11 protein-coding genes and 1 tRNA gene are annotated in these 15,942 nt (G+C 64.1%); 4 read left to right on the top strand and 8 right to left on the bottom strand.

Annotation, left to right across the window (positions count from 1 at the left end; all coding sequences use genetic code 11):
• Nucleotides 1-32: 32 nt before the first annotated feature.
• Together ASC92_RS01515 and ASC92_RS01520 are read left to right on the top strand one after the other, a co-directional pair.
• A complete protein-coding gene (locus ASC92_RS01515; RefSeq protein ID WP_056509633.1) occupies nt 33-608 on the top strand; it encodes a ClpXP protease specificity-enhancing factor in 576 nt (191 codons plus the stop codon).
• Between the two features lie 51 nt (nt 609-659).
• Nucleotides 660-735: transfer RNA gene (locus ASC92_RS01520), tRNA-Thr, on the top strand.
• A gap of 88 nt (nt 736-823) precedes the next feature.
• On the opposite strand, the gene ASC92_RS01525 is transcribed toward ASC92_RS01520, so the two are convergent.
• The 8 genes from ASC92_RS01525 to ASC92_RS01560 all read right to left on the bottom strand — a co-directional run bounded on the left by ASC92_RS01525 (nt 824) and on the right by ASC92_RS01560 (nt 13,765).
• A complete protein-coding gene (locus tag ASC92_RS01525; protein ID WP_162245694.1) occupies nt 824-5,473 on the bottom strand; it encodes a rhamnan synthesis F family protein in 4,650 nt (1,549 codons plus the stop codon).
• Nucleotides 5,474-5,484: 11 nt separating this feature from the next.
• Complete coding sequence (locus ASC92_RS01530) at nt 5,485-6,171, bottom strand: class I SAM-dependent methyltransferase (protein WP_082519446.1); 687 nt, start codon at nt 6,169-6,171, stop codon at nt 5,485-5,487.
• Nucleotides 6,172-6,280: 109 nt separating this feature from the next.
• Nucleotides 6,281-7,045: a WbqC family protein gene (locus tag ASC92_RS01535; protein ID WP_056509644.1), complete on the bottom strand. Its 765-nt coding sequence runs from the start codon at nt 7,043-7,045 to the stop codon at nt 6,281-6,283.
• Between the two features lie 8 nt (nt 7,046-7,053).
• Nucleotides 7,054-8,244, bottom strand: a complete 1,191-nt coding sequence (locus ASC92_RS01540) for a DegT/DnrJ/EryC1/StrS family aminotransferase (RefSeq protein WP_082519448.1) — start codon at nt 8,242-8,244, stop codon at nt 7,054-7,056.
• Complete coding sequence (locus ASC92_RS01545; RefSeq protein WP_056509647.1) at nt 8,234-9,382, bottom strand: methyltransferase; 1,149 nt, start codon at nt 9,380-9,382, stop codon at nt 8,234-8,236. The genes ASC92_RS01540 and ASC92_RS01545 overlap by 11 nt, the downstream gene beginning before the upstream one ends.
• 40 nt (nt 9,383-9,422) lie before the next feature.
• Nucleotides 9,423-10,388 (bottom strand): NAD-dependent epimerase/dehydratase family protein, encoded by a 966-nt coding sequence (locus ASC92_RS01550; RefSeq protein WP_056509651.1) that lies wholly within the window; start codon nt 10,386-10,388, stop codon nt 9,423-9,425.
• Nucleotides 10,389-10,994: 606 nt separating this feature from the next.
• A complete protein-coding gene (recJ, locus tag ASC92_RS01555; protein WP_056509653.1) occupies nt 10,995-12,806 on the bottom strand; it encodes a single-stranded-DNA-specific exonuclease RecJ in 1,812 nt (603 codons plus the stop codon).
• On the bottom strand, nt 12,803-13,765 hold the full coding sequence (locus tag ASC92_RS01560) for a hypothetical protein (RefSeq protein WP_056509654.1): 963 nt from the start codon (nt 13,763-13,765) through the stop codon (nt 12,803-12,805). Before ASC92_RS01560 ends, recJ begins: the two co-directional genes overlap by 4 nt.
• A gap of 55 nt (nt 13,766-13,820) precedes the next feature.
• Between ASC92_RS01560 and ASC92_RS01565 the strand changes: the two genes are divergently transcribed.
• Nucleotides 13,821-15,077, top strand: coding sequence for a lipoprotein-releasing ABC transporter permease subunit (locus ASC92_RS01565; RefSeq protein WP_056509656.1), 1,257 nt, complete (start codon nt 13,821-13,823; stop codon nt 15,075-15,077).
• Nucleotides 15,070-15,747, top strand: coding sequence for a lipoprotein-releasing ABC transporter ATP-binding protein LolD (lolD, locus tag ASC92_RS01570; RefSeq protein ID WP_056509658.1), 678 nt, complete (start codon nt 15,070-15,072; stop codon nt 15,745-15,747). The genes ASC92_RS01565 and lolD overlap by 8 nt, the downstream gene beginning before the upstream one ends.
• The last annotated feature ends 195 nt before the right edge of the window (nt 15,748-15,942 follow it).

Genomic DNA, 15,942 nt, shown 5'->3' on the forward strand with positions numbered 1-15,942 from the left:
GTGCCTGCTTCCATCGCTTTTCGCCGTCTTTCATGATCAACGCGCTCGAGTCGTCCTCCACCCGCCCGTACCTCATCCGGGCGCTGTACGAATGGTGCACCGACAACGGGTTCACGCCCTATGTCGCGGTGCAGGTCGACGAGACCGTCCAGGTGCCGCGCGAGTACGTGAAGAACGGCGAGATCGTGCTCAACATCAGCTTCGACGCGACCAGCTCGCTCAAGCTCGGCAACGATTTCATCGAGTTCAAGGCCCGTTTTGCGGGCAGTGCACGCGAAATCAGCGTGCCGGTGGGGCGCGTGATCGCGATCTACGCGCGCGAGAACGGGCAGGGCATGGCGTTTCCGGCGCCGGCGCCATCGCTCGGCACCGAGCAAGGCGATGTGCCGTCGTCCGCCGCATCGTCGTCGTCCCAGGGCCAGGCTCGCATGCCCTTGCGTGACGCCTCGCGCGGCACGGAAGGCGACGCGGGCAAGGTCGTCCATCTGGTGACGGGCGAGGACGCCGACGAAGCCATCGACACCGGCTTGCCCGCCGATCCCGACGACGAGCCGCCGCGCCCGCCGGCTGGTGGCGGGGCCCGGCCGTCGCTCAAGCGCATCAAGTAGCAGCGGCCGGCCACCCTGGCTGGCGCTACTAGAATCACGCATTGGAATTTCGCCGCTTTAGCTCAGTTGGTAGAGCACCCGCCTTGTAAGCGGAAGGTCGTCCGTTCGATTCGGACAAGCGGCACCACCCCCCTGTAATGCGCCCCATCCGGCGAACGACCTGGTGCCTTCGACGAGGCCGGTCGGTCCGGATTCAGCGCGGGTGTAACACCCGGCTAGCGCGTGACACCGTCCACGTGCGTCAGCACGACACGGGTCGATCGACCCTCGGCAACGAGGGGCAGCAATCTTTCGATGGCGTGCAGCATGGAACCGTCGTGGGGCAGGGGCTCGGACGGGTAGTCGGCCCAGTCCAGCTTCAAATCCACGAGGGGGCGTATCGCCTCGGTCCGGGCCCAGAACATCGATCCGACCGGAAACACAGGGTGCCGTGGCAATGCGCCCAAACCTAGCCGAGGGGCCAGTGCTTCGGCATGCGACTTGTTGGCGCCCCAGTCGACAATGTGCGGCTCATCGGGAAAGACCAAACCGATGGAAGGATCCGCCGCCATCCGGCCCGTGATGATGTCGGTCATGGGGGCCTTGCCGCCCAGCAGGTTTTCCATGAGGAAACGGTGCCACGTGATGCCGGTGGCCGCGTCGGCGATGTCCAGGGACTTTTTGGTGTGGATGTGGCCGACGATGTCGTAGTTCTCAACCAGTTCCTCGCCGAAAGCCGTAAGGAAGGGGCCAAGGTCGCGGCCCACGTTCGGGACCACGCGAATCTGGACGACATTCCCGGTGTATGTGCGCGCAAGGGCGCGGGCGGCCTGGGCACCCTCCTCGTTGGGCACGCTGATGAAAAGGTCCGGACGAGCCCGATTCGTGCCGAGGCGCTTCAGGATCTCCTGCAGCAACTCGGGGTAGTAGCCGTGCAGGTGCAACGCCGTCCGAAGATCGCCCGGGGTCGCGACGGCCCGATCTCCGGAGCGGATGAGTTCGAAGTTCCAAGGCCCCTCGGGTTGCCCGGCTTGCAGATAGGCCGCCAGGGGATCGAGACGGTTCTTGCCGGCTTCGTTTTTCTCCAGATAGATGCCCGGATGAAATCCCGGGAAGAGCTTGCGCTTGTCGATGCCCGTGGCCCAGGAGCGCACGTAGTCATGGCGCACGATGTCGCCGAGTGACCTGTCATCCTGGGGCGCGCGCAGGAAGAAATCCGGCTTCAACAGGTCTGACTTCGCAATGATCTTCGAGGACTCGAGTTCGCGAGCCAGGCGATCCCCTGCGCTCGACGCCAGCTGCTCCAGCTTGTGGATGTAGGCAGCCATGTCGAATTGCTCGTCGGCGAGCCGTTTCAGGCGCGCGCCCAGATCGTTCCTGGCTTGCGGTGAGCGCGCCAGCTTCAGGATCAGCTCGGCCATGGCTGCCGTGTCGTGATAGGGCGCGACGCAGGGCTCGCCAAGACCGTTCTGCTCCAGGATGTCGGCGATGCCCGATGCGTTGGCGAAGCAGACGACGGGCAGGCCATGCGTCATGGCGTCGATGGCGACATTGGGCAGCGGGTCCAGCCGAGAACTCAGCAGCAGGGCGCCGGCCATGGCGTAGGCGTCGTCGATGGCGGGCGTTTCTGTCATGAAGAAGAACCGGGTTTCCAAGCCCGACCTGTGCAACTGTTCGGCCAGGTAGGACGAGTACCCGATGTCCTTCTCCGGGTCGTAGCCGTTGCCGATCCAGACAAAGCGGCAGACTTCTCCGCCCGGTGACCGGATTACCCGCGCGGCGCATTCCATGAACAGGTCCACGCCCTTTCTGTATTGGACGGACCCTGCGCCGATGATGACGAAGCCGTTCTTCTCCTTCAATTCGTCCGGGCGAAGATATTTCGTCACCCGCGCGCGCTCCGCCGCCTGCCTGGCTGGATCGATCTCGGCGGCCGGGGGCACGCAGCGCCCCTGCGGAAGAATGTGGCAATGGGTGTGGGCCAGCGCCGGAAGCTCGGAGATGGCGTTCTCGTAGGTGATCCTCGTCGAAAACACCGTTTCGCCCGCCCATCGCATCGCAAAGGGGAACGCATCGCGCGGCCTCGTATAGGCTGCGAATTCGTGGATCAGGCAGACCGCCGGGACTGAAGATTTCGTCAGGCCGCGAAGAACGACCCGCGATTCGATGCTGTTGACGATCGCGAACTCGAAACTGGTGTGGGCACAAAGCGCCGCGATGACGAAGTCGGCGTCCTGGGGCGCACCCCTGACGGCCTCGGGCCCCGCTACGGAAGTCGCGGCCCCGCAGAAATCAGCAACCAGTTCGCCGCCGCCCAGCAGCAGGACGACGACGTTGTAGCGCTTCTGCAATTCGCTTGCGATGTTCAAGCTCAGGATCGGAGCGCCCGTGCGTGAAGCCTCGTGGCTGACGACCAGCACCGAACGCCTGGTCGGGTCCACGGCGTGCGCGCCCTGCTGGATCCTGGGTTGGGGCCTCGCCGCGACCCGGCCTTCGGCGCGCCCATGGTTGATGAAATGCTCGTAGGGCGGCATGCCGGCATCGCGAATATCGGGATATCGGTGCAAGTAGTAGGCCTCGTCGAAGTCGGGATCGACGAAAAGGGCCGAGGCGTCGGCGCTGGAAACTGATGCGCTCGCCATATTCAGGCTCAGGATCGGCGCGCCCGTGCGCGACGCCTCGTGGCTGACGACCAGCGTCGAACGCGTGGCCGGGTCCACGGCGTGCGTGCCCTGCTGGATCCCGGGTGGGGGCCTCGTCGCGACCCGGCCTTCGACGCGCCCGTGGTTGACGAAATGCTCGTACGGCGGCACGCCGGCATTGCGAACGTCGGGATACCGTTGCAGGTAGAAAGCCTCGTCGAAGTCGGGGTCGACAACGAGAGCCGGGGCCTCTGCCCGGGAAGCTGGTGTGTCGGCCAGCACCGTCTGCTCGCGGTTGGTACTGTCGGCAACGGCCGGGGGGCGAGCGCCCAGCCGGCCTTCGGCGGCCCCGCTCAGGACGAAGTGCGAGTAGGGATCGACCCCTGCTTCGACCACATCCGGATAGCTTTCGAGATAGAAGGCCGCGTCGAAGTGCTCCCGGGCAGGGATGGCCGTTCCGTCGGGCGTCGCCATCGGGCGCGGCTCCGGCAAAGGGGGCATTGCGGGCGACGCCGCGGGTCGTTTCGCGAGCACGCGTTTGCCGCGGCGCGCCAGCTGGCCGAAAAAGCGCAGGGGGCGCGTTATGCGCCAGGACTGCGAGCTCCTCAGCGCATCGACCTCGACACCGCGCTGCGCAAGTTGCCGCTGAAGCTCCGCGGCGTCTTCGTCCTGCTTGGCCACTTGGTGGTGCAATGCGCCGAGCTGGTGAGCCAGCATGCCGATCCGGTGGTCGCGCGTCGCGACCCCGCCGTCCAGCGCGCTGACTTGCAGATCCAGCGCTTCGACCTGTTGATCCAGCGTTTCAACTTGTTGATCCAGCACGCAGACCTGTTGATCCAGCGTTTCGACCTGTTGATCCAGCGCGCCGATCTGGCGATCCTTCTCGGCCATCTGCACATGGAGGTCGGCGATGAGCATGTTGCCGTCGACCAGCCGGCCATCGCGCTCGGCGATGTTCTTGCCGGCCTCGGCCAGCATGGCATTCCTGTCCAAGAGGGCCTGGGTCAGTTCTCTGATCTGGTCGTTGCGCCTGCCGGCCTCGGCGTCCCGTGCCTGTACCTCCCCCGTCAGTTGGACGATCGTGCCGTCGTGCGCGGAAAGCTTTCGGTCCAAGTCGAGGATCAACTGGTCGCGCTCGGCGACGCCGAGGTTGAAATTCTTCAACTGCTCGGCGTCTGACGAGAGTTTCTCCTGTATCTCGCCGATCTGCCGGCTGCGCTCCGCAGCAAGCTTGTTCAGCTCGGACAATTCCTCCAGCGAGAAAACGTCGTGACGGCCCGTCAATTCCATCAGGTTGCCGATGTCGAAATCGTAGGCGGCCTTGATGGATTTCGACCTGACAGGATCGATCAATGCCTCCTGGATCAGATTGAGCGAAAAAAGCTGTGCAAAAGGTCGAATCGCGACTTGCAGCGACGCCAGGCCCAGCGCAAACAGGATGTCGGTGTGATCTTCGCGATAGTATTTGCGTGCCTCGGGAAATATCTTGCACAGATCCTCGAAATTTTCGATCGACCGGTAATTGTCGAGCATCCTGTGGTACTCGTAGAAATTGCGGATGCGGGCCGTCCGGTAGTTTCCGCTGACATTGGCTTCGTTGTTTCGCACGCGAAAGCGTGTAAGCTTTTCCGGCAAAACGTGAATTTCATATTTCATCAGAAGCCGGATCCACATATCGAAATCATCGATTTGCCACAACCACGGGCGGTAATAGCCGCACTCGTTGAAGCATTGCTTGCGGATCAATGCGCTCGGATGGCACAAGGCGTTGCCGTGGTTGAAAAAATGGCGAAGCCATTCCTGCCGCGTGCGATTGGGCTGCGAAAATATTCCGCTGTAGAAATGCCCCTCGATGGGCAAGCTCTCTTCCGAAATCGCTCCGGCATCCGTGAATACGGCTCCAGTCTCCGGATGGGTGTCCAGGTAGGCGACCTGTTTGCTTAGTTTCTCCGGCTCCCATATGTCGTCGGAATGATGGACCGCGATGTATTCGCCCGACGCGACGTTGGAAATGACATCGATCACCCTTGACGTGATTTCGCCCTTCTTCGAATTGCGAATTGCCTTGATCCTGGGGTCGGTGTTGCTCTTGCTCTTGATGATCCACCAGGATTCATCGGTCGAAGCGTCATCTAGGATCAGGAGTTCGAAATCTCTGAATGTCTGGCTCAATACGCTGTCGATCGCTTCGCCAATGAACTGCGCGTGATTGAACGATGTGAGGAGAATGGAAATCTTGGGCATCGAAGCGGATGTCATTTTTCAAGCAGAACATCGAATCGGTAATAGGACGTCACCATCGATGGTTTCTGGGGCACGATGGTGGCCTTGAAGCCCCGATCATTTGCAGTCGTGGAGATTTCCGGACGCAACCACCACTTGCCCATATGCGGGCGTCCTTCGCGTTCGCGGCTCTCGTAGAACGCGAGCTTTTCGGGCGTGTCATAGTAGATTTCGAGTTTTTCCCGATCCGGTATTCCACCGAAATAGATCAGCGAGCCGCTTTCGAGCCGGGTCATTTTTTCGAGCAACAGGCCGAGATCGCTCTTCGAAAAATGCTGCAGCGATTCGTTCATCAGGATCTTCCTGGTTCCGGAGAAATATTTTTCATCCAGGTTCAAAACGTCGCCATGCGCGTATTCGATGTTGCTTGCACTCGAATTCTTTTGGGCCACCTCGATGAGACCCTCCGACAAATCGACGCCCCATGCCTTGTCTACCAAGGGTGCAATGCGCTCGGTAATGACGCCGTTGCCACAGCACAGATCGATGAACAAGTCCTGCGACGTCAGTTTCAGGGCCTCGGCGGCGCTGCGGGCAATCAGTTCGACCTGATCGTCGGGAAGCGCCTGCCCGTTCAATGTTTTTCCGACCTGCTCCAGAAGCGAGCTGCCCGGTCTTCTACTCACTGTGTCGTAGAGGTTTTTCCAGTAGTCCTTCATCTCAAGCTCCGCTGTATCTGAGTTCTGGTGATCCGGACGCCCTGGGCCGTGCACGACGTCCACGAAGTGCGCGATCGCCCGGTCCCCCGGCTGCGATCGTGCGGCGTGGCTAGCCTGCTGTTTCCGGTGCCTCGCGCGCAAGGTAGGTGTTGTTTTCGGACAGGTCGAAACGGCTCAGGGTGGGTTCCGCCAAGAGACGGCGGGTTCCTTCCATCCCATTGAACATCATCACGTCGATGATCGAAAGGGCCGGCTCGAAAGGCGCGCTGCCCTGCCCATAGACCTCCGTGGGCGGGTGCAGTGCACTCAGGCCGATCTTGTGAGCCGCCAATTTCCTGGGGCTCTGCAGGGAGATGCCGTTGAGCGGATTGATGATCTCGGTCGCGCCCAACTGCAGCGCATGGGCCAGCGCCCAATCGCCCGGCTCGGCCACACCGGCGTAGTCGAATCCGTGTTCCGACGAGACGATGATCTCGCTGCGAATCGACAGCGCCTCGCACACCAAGCGAACCACGCGGCAATTGAGCGCCCCGATGCTGTGTTCCCGGCTTCCCAGCAGGCAGGCTTCGACGAGTTCCATCGTCTCGGCGAAATGGGGCGCGGTGGATCTGTAGTGCGCGAGCTTGTTCAGAACCCTGTGTTGCCACTCTGCGTCTGGCGCGATCCGCACATCGTGGATCGTCGCCTCCATCGGATGCCTGGCGACAGGGACCTGGATGTACTGCCAGCCGCCGCCCTGCTTCAGAACGCGGTTGCGATTGACCCAGCCCTGCTTGATGTACTGGGCCTCGTCGAACAGCACGAAGCAGTCGACCGCGCCGATGAGTTGCCAGTAACCCAGGTACGGGAAGAAGTAAGGCTGCATGCCCGCCATCCGCTTAGTCATGGCCGTCGGCGTGCTGATGCAATCAGGCTCACGACGCGCTCGACCTGGTCGTCGCGCAATGCCGGGTGGATGGGAAGGCAGATCACTTGTGCGGCCGCTTCCGTGGCCACGGGCAGGTTCTCTTCGCGCGAGGACGCTAGCTGGCTGTACATCGGGAAGCTGCTGATCAGCGGATAAAAGTAGCGCCGCACGAGTACGCCGTTGTCGCGCAGCGCGTGGTACAGCGCGTCGCGGGTCATGGGGTATCCGGGGCGGACCAGGATCGGGAAGTAGGCGTGGTTGGCGAGCGCCTCGCCCGAGAACCCGACGCATTCGATGCCCTCGACGGCGCCCAGCATGTCGCGATAGCGCCGGTCGATTTCGCGCCTGCGGTCGATGGCCCGGTCGACGTCCTTGAGCTGCAGCAGGCCCAGCGCGGCGTTGAACTCGCTCATCTTGCCGTTGATGCCGGGCGTAACCACCGTGACGTCGTCGACGAAACCGAAGTTCTTGAGCTGGTCGACATAGAGCTTGGTCTGCGCGTCCGGCGACACGATGGCGCCGCCCTCGAAGGTGTTGAACACCTTGGTTGCATGGAAGCTCAGCACCGACAGGTCGCCGTGCTTCAGCAGGTTGCCTGCGGGCAGGCGCACGCCGAAGGCATGGGCCGCGTCGTAGATCACCTTCAGACCGTGCTTGTGCGCGATGCGTTCGATTGCCTCCACGTCGCAGGGATGGCCATAGCAGTGGATCGCCATGATGGCGGTGGTCGACGCAGTGATGGCCGCTTCGATGCGTTCGGGGTCGATGTTCAGCGTGTGGGGGTCGATGTCGACGAACTTGGGCGTGATGCGGTTCCACAGCAAGGCATGGGCCGTTGCGACGAAGGAGTAAGGGCTGGTGATCACTTCTCCCTGGATGTCCAGCGCTTGCAGGGCCGTGACCAGGCCGATCGTACAGTTCGTAAAGAGGGAGATGTGTTCGACACCCAGGTATTCGGTCAATGCCGTTTCGAAGCGCTGATGGAACGGGCCGCCGTTGGTCAGCACCTTGCTGTCCCAGATCTCCTGAAGAGAGGGAAGCAGATCTTCGAGCGGCGGTAGCACCGGCTGCGTCACGAGGATGGGCTCGTGCGCAACGCTGCGAATAGCGTCGCTGTCCGCACCCGGAGGGAGGCCAGCGCCCAGTTCCGAAGCCCTATTTCGCATGGCAATGCAGGAGCGCCCAATGGCCTCTTCGCCGATGGTCGCTGCTGTGCGCCGCGAACGGGGTGACTTTGGAGAGCGCAAGTCCGCTGCGCTCGAGCAGTGCCCGGTACTCGTCCCGGCTGCGCTCCAACCCGCCCGTGAGCAGCAGCATCGAATAGTCGTTGGCCACCGTGGATGGGGAATCGAGTACCGACGCGGGCATCGTTTCCTCGATCAGGAGGAGTTCGCTGTTGCCGCGCATGGCTCGGGCGCAGTGACGAAGGATCGATTCAGCCTGCGCGTCGTTCCAGTCGTGGATGATGTTGGAAAGGATATACATGTCGGCGCCGGCTGGATAGGGGCCGGAAAACAGGTCTCCTTCGACGAAGCCGACGCGCGAGGCCGACGCCGTGCCGGCGAGCTGTCGACGGGCCTGCGCGATGACTGTGGGCGTGTCGAAGATCGTGCCTGAACTCCCCTTCGTGTTCGCCAGGATGGCCGACAGCAGTGCACCGGTACCGCCACCAAGATCGACGATGTGGCGGGCATTCGAGAAGTCGTGTGCGCCCAGCACCCCTGCAACGCGCGCCTCGACGGCCCGCCGCATGAGTCCGTTGAATGCCCGGCCAAGCTCGGGTTGTTGCGCCAGGTGATCGAAGAAGGGCATGCCAAAGACATGCTCGAACGCGGTTTCGCCCGTGCGCAGCGAATGGATGGCTGCGCTGGCCACTGGGTAGTTGACGGCTCCGATGTAGGCGATGCGCTCGCGCATGGATTGGGGATGGTCACTGCGCAGGAGTTGCCCGGCGTCGGACAGGCAGAAGGTCTCCGGGCCCACCTGCACCAAGAGATCGAGCACGACCATCATTCGCAGAAATCGGTTGAGCGCGCGCACGTCGAGATGCAGTGACTGGCCGATCTCCTCGGCCGTGCAGTTCTTCTCGCCCATGAAGTCCGCTATGCCGGCCTGCACGGCCGTATGGAGGATCTGGGTCATCGCGAAACCGCCAGCCATCCTCGACACGGCCTCGGCAGGCGATTCGCTCGCTGCGCGCACATGCTGCTGCGAAGGGTGATTCTCGACCAAGCCCTTGTTCTTGGTGCTGCTGGAGTCAACGATCATTTCAAGGCGAGCGCCTTCGACGGTGGTGGCTGGCATAGAGGAATGACCGAGCGTCGCTCCATTGTTAGCGGCTCTTTCAAGCTAGTGCAAGCTCTTCCGGCGGCTTGATTCCCAGCAGGTCGCAGTAGAGCGAGCAGCCTCTCTCCAACGAGTACTCGGGTTTCCAGCCAAGTTCCTCTCTCGCCAGGCTGACGTCCAGGTAGATGCGCTCGACGTCGAATTTCCGATGAGGCAGGTACCGAACCGTGCCGGTGAGGCCGGTGCGTTCCTGAAGAATCCGCAGGATGTCGCTGACTCTGTGCCCGACCCCGCTGCCGATGTTGAAGGTGCCCGACTTCTGGCGTTGGCCCGCCAGCAAAAGAGCCCTGCTGACGTCTGTGACGTAGACGTAATCGCGCACCATCGATCCGTCGCCCCAGATCTCGATCGGCTCGTCTTTTATCAACCGGTCCAGGAAGGTCGAGATGACGCCCTGCGTGCCGATGCGCGTCTGGTGCGCCCCGTAAGGGTTCGAAATGCGCAGCACATTCGAGACCAGACCATGCAGCTTGGAATGAAGTCCGAGATAGTGCTCGATGGCGACCTTGACCACGCCATAGGAGCAGATCGGGCCCAGCGGATGGTTTTCGGGCACCGGAAGCGCGTAAGGATTGCCGTAGATCGTGCCGCCCGACGACGCGTACACGATGCGCTTGACTTCCGCAGTGCGCATCAGACTCAGAAGGCGCAGCGTGCCCAGCAGGTTGCTGTTGACGTCGCCGATCGGGTCCGCATTCGAATCGCTGGGGACCGTGGTGCTGATCAGGTGAAACACAACATCCACTCCGACAAGCGCTTGCGCAAGACCTTCGCCGCGGATGAAGTCCCCTTCGAACACTTCGACCGTCGGCGGGCAGCCCTCACGATCAACGGCGCAGCGGTGCGGCCGGTCGAAGATCCGGACCGAGCATCCCTCCTTGACGAGGAGATCGACCAAGTGACGCCCGAGAAAGCCGCGTCCACCGAGCACCAAGACCTTAGAGCCAGCAATACCAAGAGCCATTTGAGAGTCTTTGAGTAAGCGTTGATCGAAGTGAGTTGGCGTGAGCAAAAGCGGACCCCGGTTCTACTGCCGCAACAGAATCAATCGGAGCACGGCGTGTCCATCCACTCGAAGATGCAAATCGCATGACGTCTGCGCCTCCCGGTGAGCTTGCGCAGGCGCAATGTGTCTTTGTTTTTCACATTTGTAACCAATTTGTAGTCCACATAGTACTTTTTATTGACGTTTGTCGCAATATTCTTCTGATTTGGTGAAAAAATGCACAAAACAAGGACTAAATGGCGTTCCGGTTTGGCTGGTGATTCCGCATATGTCCCCTGTAGGGCTTTCCGCAGGGTCGAAATGCTGTGACTTCTGTTTGGGCACTGCACTGCAGGAACAGTGCCGACGCGAAGGACTACCAAGGCAATGGCCCCGCCATTGCATGTAATCCTTTGATTTCAATAGAAGAAGTGCGTCTGGCCGAGAGTGCGGCGCCTCTCGGAAAGGGCCCTTGCGAGCCCGGTTTTGCCATTTGTTACGGACGCGCGAACGTAGGCGTTACGTAACAACGCCTGTCTGTGGCCCGCCATGGCATGCGATTGCCGGCTTTTTCAGGGACAGCCGCTAAAACTCCGCCCCTTCGACCAGCAACCGCAGCCGCCGCACGCCCTGCCATTCGTCCGCATCGAGCCGGAACGCGAGCTTCACGCGCGGCGGCAGCGGCTCGGTGTGGCTGAACCAGATCGCATCGATCGGCTGGCCCTGGTGCCTGAGTTTCAGCGACAGGTGCTTCTCGCCCACCAGCCGCTGCGACACCACTTCCACCTCTTCGCTGAAGGTCGGCGGCGCGAAGCCCTGGCCCCACACCTCGCGGTGCAGCGTGTCGACGAGGTCGATGCGCATGTACTCGCGCGAGATCGGCCCGTCGGTCTCGATCTGCCGCGTGAGCGCGGCCTCGGCCAGCCATTCGCCGGCGACCTGCGCGAAGCCCTTCTCGAAGGTCTCGAAGTGCTCGCGCGCGACCGTGCAGCCGGCCGCCATCGCGTGGCCGCCGAAGCGCAGCAGCACGCCCGGGTGGCGCTTGGCCACGAGGTCGAGCGCATCGCGCAGGTGGAAGCCCGGAATCGAACGGCCCGAGCCTTTCAGCTCCTGCTCCTTGCCGGGCGCGCCGCTCGCGGCGAAGACGAAGGTCGGCCGGTGGAAGCGGTCCTTGATGCGCGAGGCCACGATGCCCACCACGCCTTCGTGGAAGCCCGCGTCGAACACGCTGATGGCTGGCGGCGGCGCTTCGATGCCCTCGCCGTCGGTGGCGAACAGCGACTCCGCCAGCAGCAGCGCCTGGTCGCGCATGCCGCCTTCGATGTCGCGCCGCTCGCGGTTGATGCCGTCGAGCATGCGCGCGAGTTCCTCGGCGCGGCCCGCGTCGTCGGTCAGCAGGCATTCGATGCCCAGCGTCATGTCGGCCAGCCGGCCGGCGGCATTGATGCGCGGGCCGAGTGCGAAGCCGAAGTCGAAGGTGGTGGCCACCGATGCATTGCGGCCCGCGGCCTTGAACAAGGCGGCCACACCTGCTGGCATCGCACCGGCGCGGATGCGGCGCAGGCCCTGCGCCACGAGGCGGCGGTTGTTGGCATCGAGCTTCACCACGTCGGCCACGGTGCCGAGCGCGACCAGCGGCAGCAGCGCGTCGAGCTTGGGCTGCGGTTTGCCTGCCCCCCGGCTTGCCACTTCGTGTGCTTCGCCACCCCCCGAGGGGGAGGCTGGCCCGCCTTGGGGCGGCCCGGCGGCGGGCGCAGGCGTGTCGAACACACCACGCCTGCGCAACTCGGAGCGCAGCGCAAGCAGCACGTAGAACATCACGCCGACACCGGCGATGCTCTTGCTCTCGAATTCGCAGCCGGGCTGGTTCGGGTTGACCATCACGTCGGCTATCGGCAGCTCGGGGCCGGGCAGGTGGTGGTCGGTCACCAGCACCTGCAGGCCGCGCACCTTGGCGGCGGCCACGCCTTCGACGCTGGCAATGCCGTTGTCGACGGTGATCAGCATGTCGGCGCCGCTGTCGGCCACGCGCTCGGCAATGGGTGGCGTGAGGCCGTAGCCGTCGACCACGCGGTCGGGCACGAGGTAGCTCACGTGCTTCGCGCCCAGCAGGCGCAGGCCGCGCACGCCGACCGCGCAGGCGGTGGCGCCGTCGCAGTCGTAGTCGGCGACGATGCACAGGCGCTTGTCCTGCGCGATGGCGTCGGCCAGCAGCACCGCGGCCTCTTGTGTGCCGCGCAGCGTGTCCGGCATCAGCAGGCGCGCGAGGCCGTCGTCGAGCTCTTCCTTGGCACGCACGCCACGGGCGGCGAACAGCCGGGCGAGCAGCGGATGCACGCCGGCCTGCTCCAGCGCCCAGACGGTGCGTGGCGGGATCTCCCTGGCGATGATTTTCATAGCGACTCCAGCGCGGTCGATGCGCGCTTGCGGTCGAACAGGCTCTTCGCCCAGCGGGCCAGACCGCGCGGCTGCACGGTGTAGCGCTGCGCGGCGCGGTCGCCGCACAGCGTGAGGGATACCTGGGCGCCTCGCGTGTAGTCGGCCAGCAGAGAGGCGACAGGCCCCGCGTCCAGCGCCTGCCAGGCGGTGGCCCAGCCGATGCCGTCGTCGCGCAGGGCGGCGACGCGAAGCTCATCGCTCACTGTCGCAGCCGCTGCGGGCTCGACTTCATTCTTCAGCGCACCGGTCCCGCTGAGCCAGAAGGAGTTGATCGGCGGCACGCCGCGCGCGGCGCGGTCGTCGTTCACGCGCTGGGTGTACAGCAGCATCTGCATTTCGTTCTGCAGGCGGCGCAGCGGCCGTGCCGAGTCGCCGAGCGGCGACCACTGCGAGATCGGGTAGCCCACCGCGCGGTCGATGGAGGCGGTGGCCAGACCGTCGAAGATGGGCGCGCGCGCCAGCCATCGGCCGGGCGCGGAGGAGGGGTGCAGCGCGATGCCGTCTTCCTCGAAGAAGGGGCGCGCGGCTTGCAGCAGCGCGGCCGATTCGGCGGCGTCGATCTCGATGGCGGACGGGTCGCCCAGCACCACGTCGTCGATGCCGACCTGCCAGTTGCACAGCGTGACGAGGCCCCAGGCTTCATGGTCGTTGGGCGCGGCGATGCCCAGTTGCCGTGCTTCGAGCGCGGCCCAGGGGATGCAGCCGTCGGCCGAGGCGATGCCCATTGCCCGGGACAGCGCGCGTTCGTGCGGAGGCGAGCGGGTGCTTTCGTCCTGCGTGTCGGTATCGGCCAGTGTGAGCCGCGTCAGCAAGGTTTCGAGATTGGGGAGCCGCAAGGTGGGCAGCGCCGCGCGGCATGCCGGGGAACCGCGGCCGGCAAAGGGAATCAACAGGTGACGTGGGGAGGTTTCGGCCATTCCCCTATTGTCCGGGAAGCCCCCAGGGAATCCGGGATGCCACAATTCCGCCCCTATGCGACTTCCTTATGAACTGCAGCTCGGCTGGCGCTACACGCGCGCGGGCCGGGCGACTCGGCGCAACGGCTTCATCTCCTTCATCTCCGGTGTCTCGATGCTCGGCATCGCGCTGGGCGTGGCGGCGCTGATCATTGTGCTCAGTGTGATGAACGGCTTCCAGAAGGAAGTGCGCGACCGCATGCTCGGCGTGGTGTCGCACATCGAGATCTTCTCGCGCGACGGGCAGGCGCTGCAGAGCCTCGACGAGATCATGGCCGCGGCGCGCAAGAACCCCGAGGTGGTCGGCGCAGCGCCCTTCATCAACACGCAGGCGCTCATTGCGCGCGGCGAGGACATGAAGGGCACCATCGTGCGCGGTATCGATCCCAAGCTCGAGCCCGAAGTCACCGACACCAACGGCATCGCCACCAAGGGAACCTTCGACAAGCTGGTGCCGGGCGAGTTCGGCATCGTGCTGGGCGCGGAACTCGCGCGCTCGCTTTTCGTGCAGCCGGGCGACCAGGTCACGCTGGTGGCGCCGGGCGGGCAGGTCACGCCGGCGGGCGTGGTGCCGCGACTGAAGCAGTTCACCGTGGTCGGCACTTTCGACTCGGGCCACTACGAATACGACTCGGCGCTCGCCATGGTCCACGAGCAGGACGCGGCCAAGGTGTTCCGCCTGGAAGGGCCAACGGGCATCCGCCTGAAGCTCAAGAACCTCAACGAGGCGCGCGACGTGGCCGATCAGCTCGCAGTAACCCTGCCGGGCGAGTTCCTCATCCGCGACTGGACGCGCCAGAACAAGACCTGGTTCGCGGCCGTGCAAGTCGAGAAACGCATGATGTTCATCATCCTCACGCTGATCGTGGCGGTGGCGGCCTTCAACCTCGTTTCCACGCTGGTGATGACAGTGACCGACAAGCGCGCCGACATCGCCATCTTGCGCACGCTGGGCAGCTCGCCGCGCAGCATCATGGGCATCTTCGTGGTGCAGGGCGCGATGGTGGGCGTGATCGGCACCGTGGCCGGCCTTCTGCTGGGGCTGGGCATTGCCTACAACATCGACGTGATCGTGCCCTTCCTCGAGCAGCTGTTCCACGCGAGCTTCTTGCCGAAGGACATCTACCTGATCAGCAAGATGCCGAGCGATCCGCAGCAAAGCGACATCGTGCCGATCGCGATCATTTCCCTGGTGCTGGCCTTCGTCGCCACGCTGTACCCGAGCTGGCGCGCCAGCCGAGTCAATCCGGCCGAGGCCTTGCGCTATGAGTGAAGTTGTATTGAAGGCCCGTGGACTGACGAAACGGTTCCACGAAGGCCGCCTCGACCTGACCGTGTTGCACGGCGTGGACCTCGACGTGCATGCCGGCGAAACGCTCGCCATCGTCGGCGCCTCGGGCTCCGGCAAGAGCACGCTGCTCCACCTGATGGGCGGGCTCGACGCACCCACGGCCGGCAAGGTCGAACTGCTGGGCAAGGACATCGCGCACGCCGACGCGGCGGAGCAGGGGCGGCTGCGCAACCAGCACCTGGGCTTCGTCTACCAGTTCCATCACCTGCTGCCCGAGTTCAGCGCGCTCGACAACGTGGCCATGCCACTGAAGATCCGCCGCGTGGAGCCGCATGCGGCCGCGCAGTCGGCGGCGAAGATTCTTGAAAGCGTGGGGCTGGGCCAGCGTTTGCACCACCGTCCGGCCGAGCTGTCGGGCGGCGAGCGCCAGCGCGTGGCGATCGCGCGTGCGCTGGTCACGCAGCCGGCCTGCGTGCTGGCCGACGAGCCCACCGGCAACCTCGACCGCAGCACGGCGGACACGGTGTTCGCGCTGATGCTCGACCTGGCGCACCGGCATCGCACGGCGTTCGTGATGGTCACGCACGACCAGGACCTGGCGAAGCGCTGCGACCGGGTGCTGCAGCTGGTGGCCGGGCGCCTGTCGGGCTGACTCCCGGCTTTTCTCCCTCCCCTTCCGGGGGAGGGCCGGGGTGGGGGCTCGACGGCGTTGAATGCCATGCAGCCTCGAAGGCCGCGCTGCCCCCATCCCAACCTTCCCCCAGAGGGGGAAGGAGCCAAGGCAGCAGCGCCGGGAATTGCGAGAGATCGCGTTCATGCTTGCCACAGCGGCCCCGATGTCACGAAA

It is taken from the genome of Variovorax sp. Root411 (assembly GCF_001425205.1).
In the GTDB taxonomy this organism is placed as follows: domain Bacteria; phylum Pseudomonadota; class Gammaproteobacteria; order Burkholderiales; family Burkholderiaceae_C; genus Variovorax.

Bases quoted from the DNA above. Each gene is read 5' to 3' on its own strand.
- ASC92_RS01560 (WP_056509654.1), bottom strand. From the start codon at position 13,765: ATGGCCGAAACCTCCCCACGTCACCTGTTGATTCCCTTTGCCGGCCGC.
- ASC92_RS01525 (WP_162245694.1), bottom strand. From the start codon at position 5,473: ATGCCCAAGATTTCCATTCTCCTCACATCGTTCAATCACGCGCAGTTC.
- ASC92_RS01540 (WP_082519448.1), bottom strand. From the start codon at position 8,244: ATGCGAAATAGGGCTTCGGAACTGGGCGCTGGCCTCCCTCCGGGTGCG.
- ASC92_RS01545 (WP_056509647.1), bottom strand. From the start codon at position 9,382: ATGCCAGCCACCACCGTCGAAGGCGCTCGCCTTGAAATGATCGTTGAC.
- lolD (WP_056509658.1), top strand. From the start codon at position 15,070: ATGAGTGAAGTTGTATTGAAGGCCCGTGGACTGACGAAACGGTTCCAC.
- ASC92_RS01550 (WP_056509651.1), bottom strand. From the start codon at position 10,388: ATGGCTCTTGGTATTGCTGGCTCTAAGGTCTTGGTGCTCGGTGGACGC.
- ASC92_RS01515 (WP_056509633.1), top strand. From the start codon at position 33: ATGATCAACGCGCTCGAGTCGTCCTCCACCCGCCCGTACCTCATCCGG.
- ASC92_RS01565 (WP_056509656.1), top strand. From the start codon at position 13,821: ATGCGACTTCCTTATGAACTGCAGCTCGGCTGGCGCTACACGCGCGCG.
- recJ (WP_056509653.1), bottom strand. From the start codon at position 12,806: ATGAAAATCATCGCCAGGGAGATCCCGCCACGCACCGTCTGGGCGCTG.
- ASC92_RS01535 (WP_056509644.1), bottom strand. From the start codon at position 7,045: ATGGCGGGCATGCAGCCTTACTTCTTCCCGTACCTGGGTTACTGGCAA.
- ASC92_RS01530 (WP_082519446.1), bottom strand. From the start codon at position 6,171: ATGAAGGACTACTGGAAAAACCTCTACGACACAGTGAGTAGAAGACCG.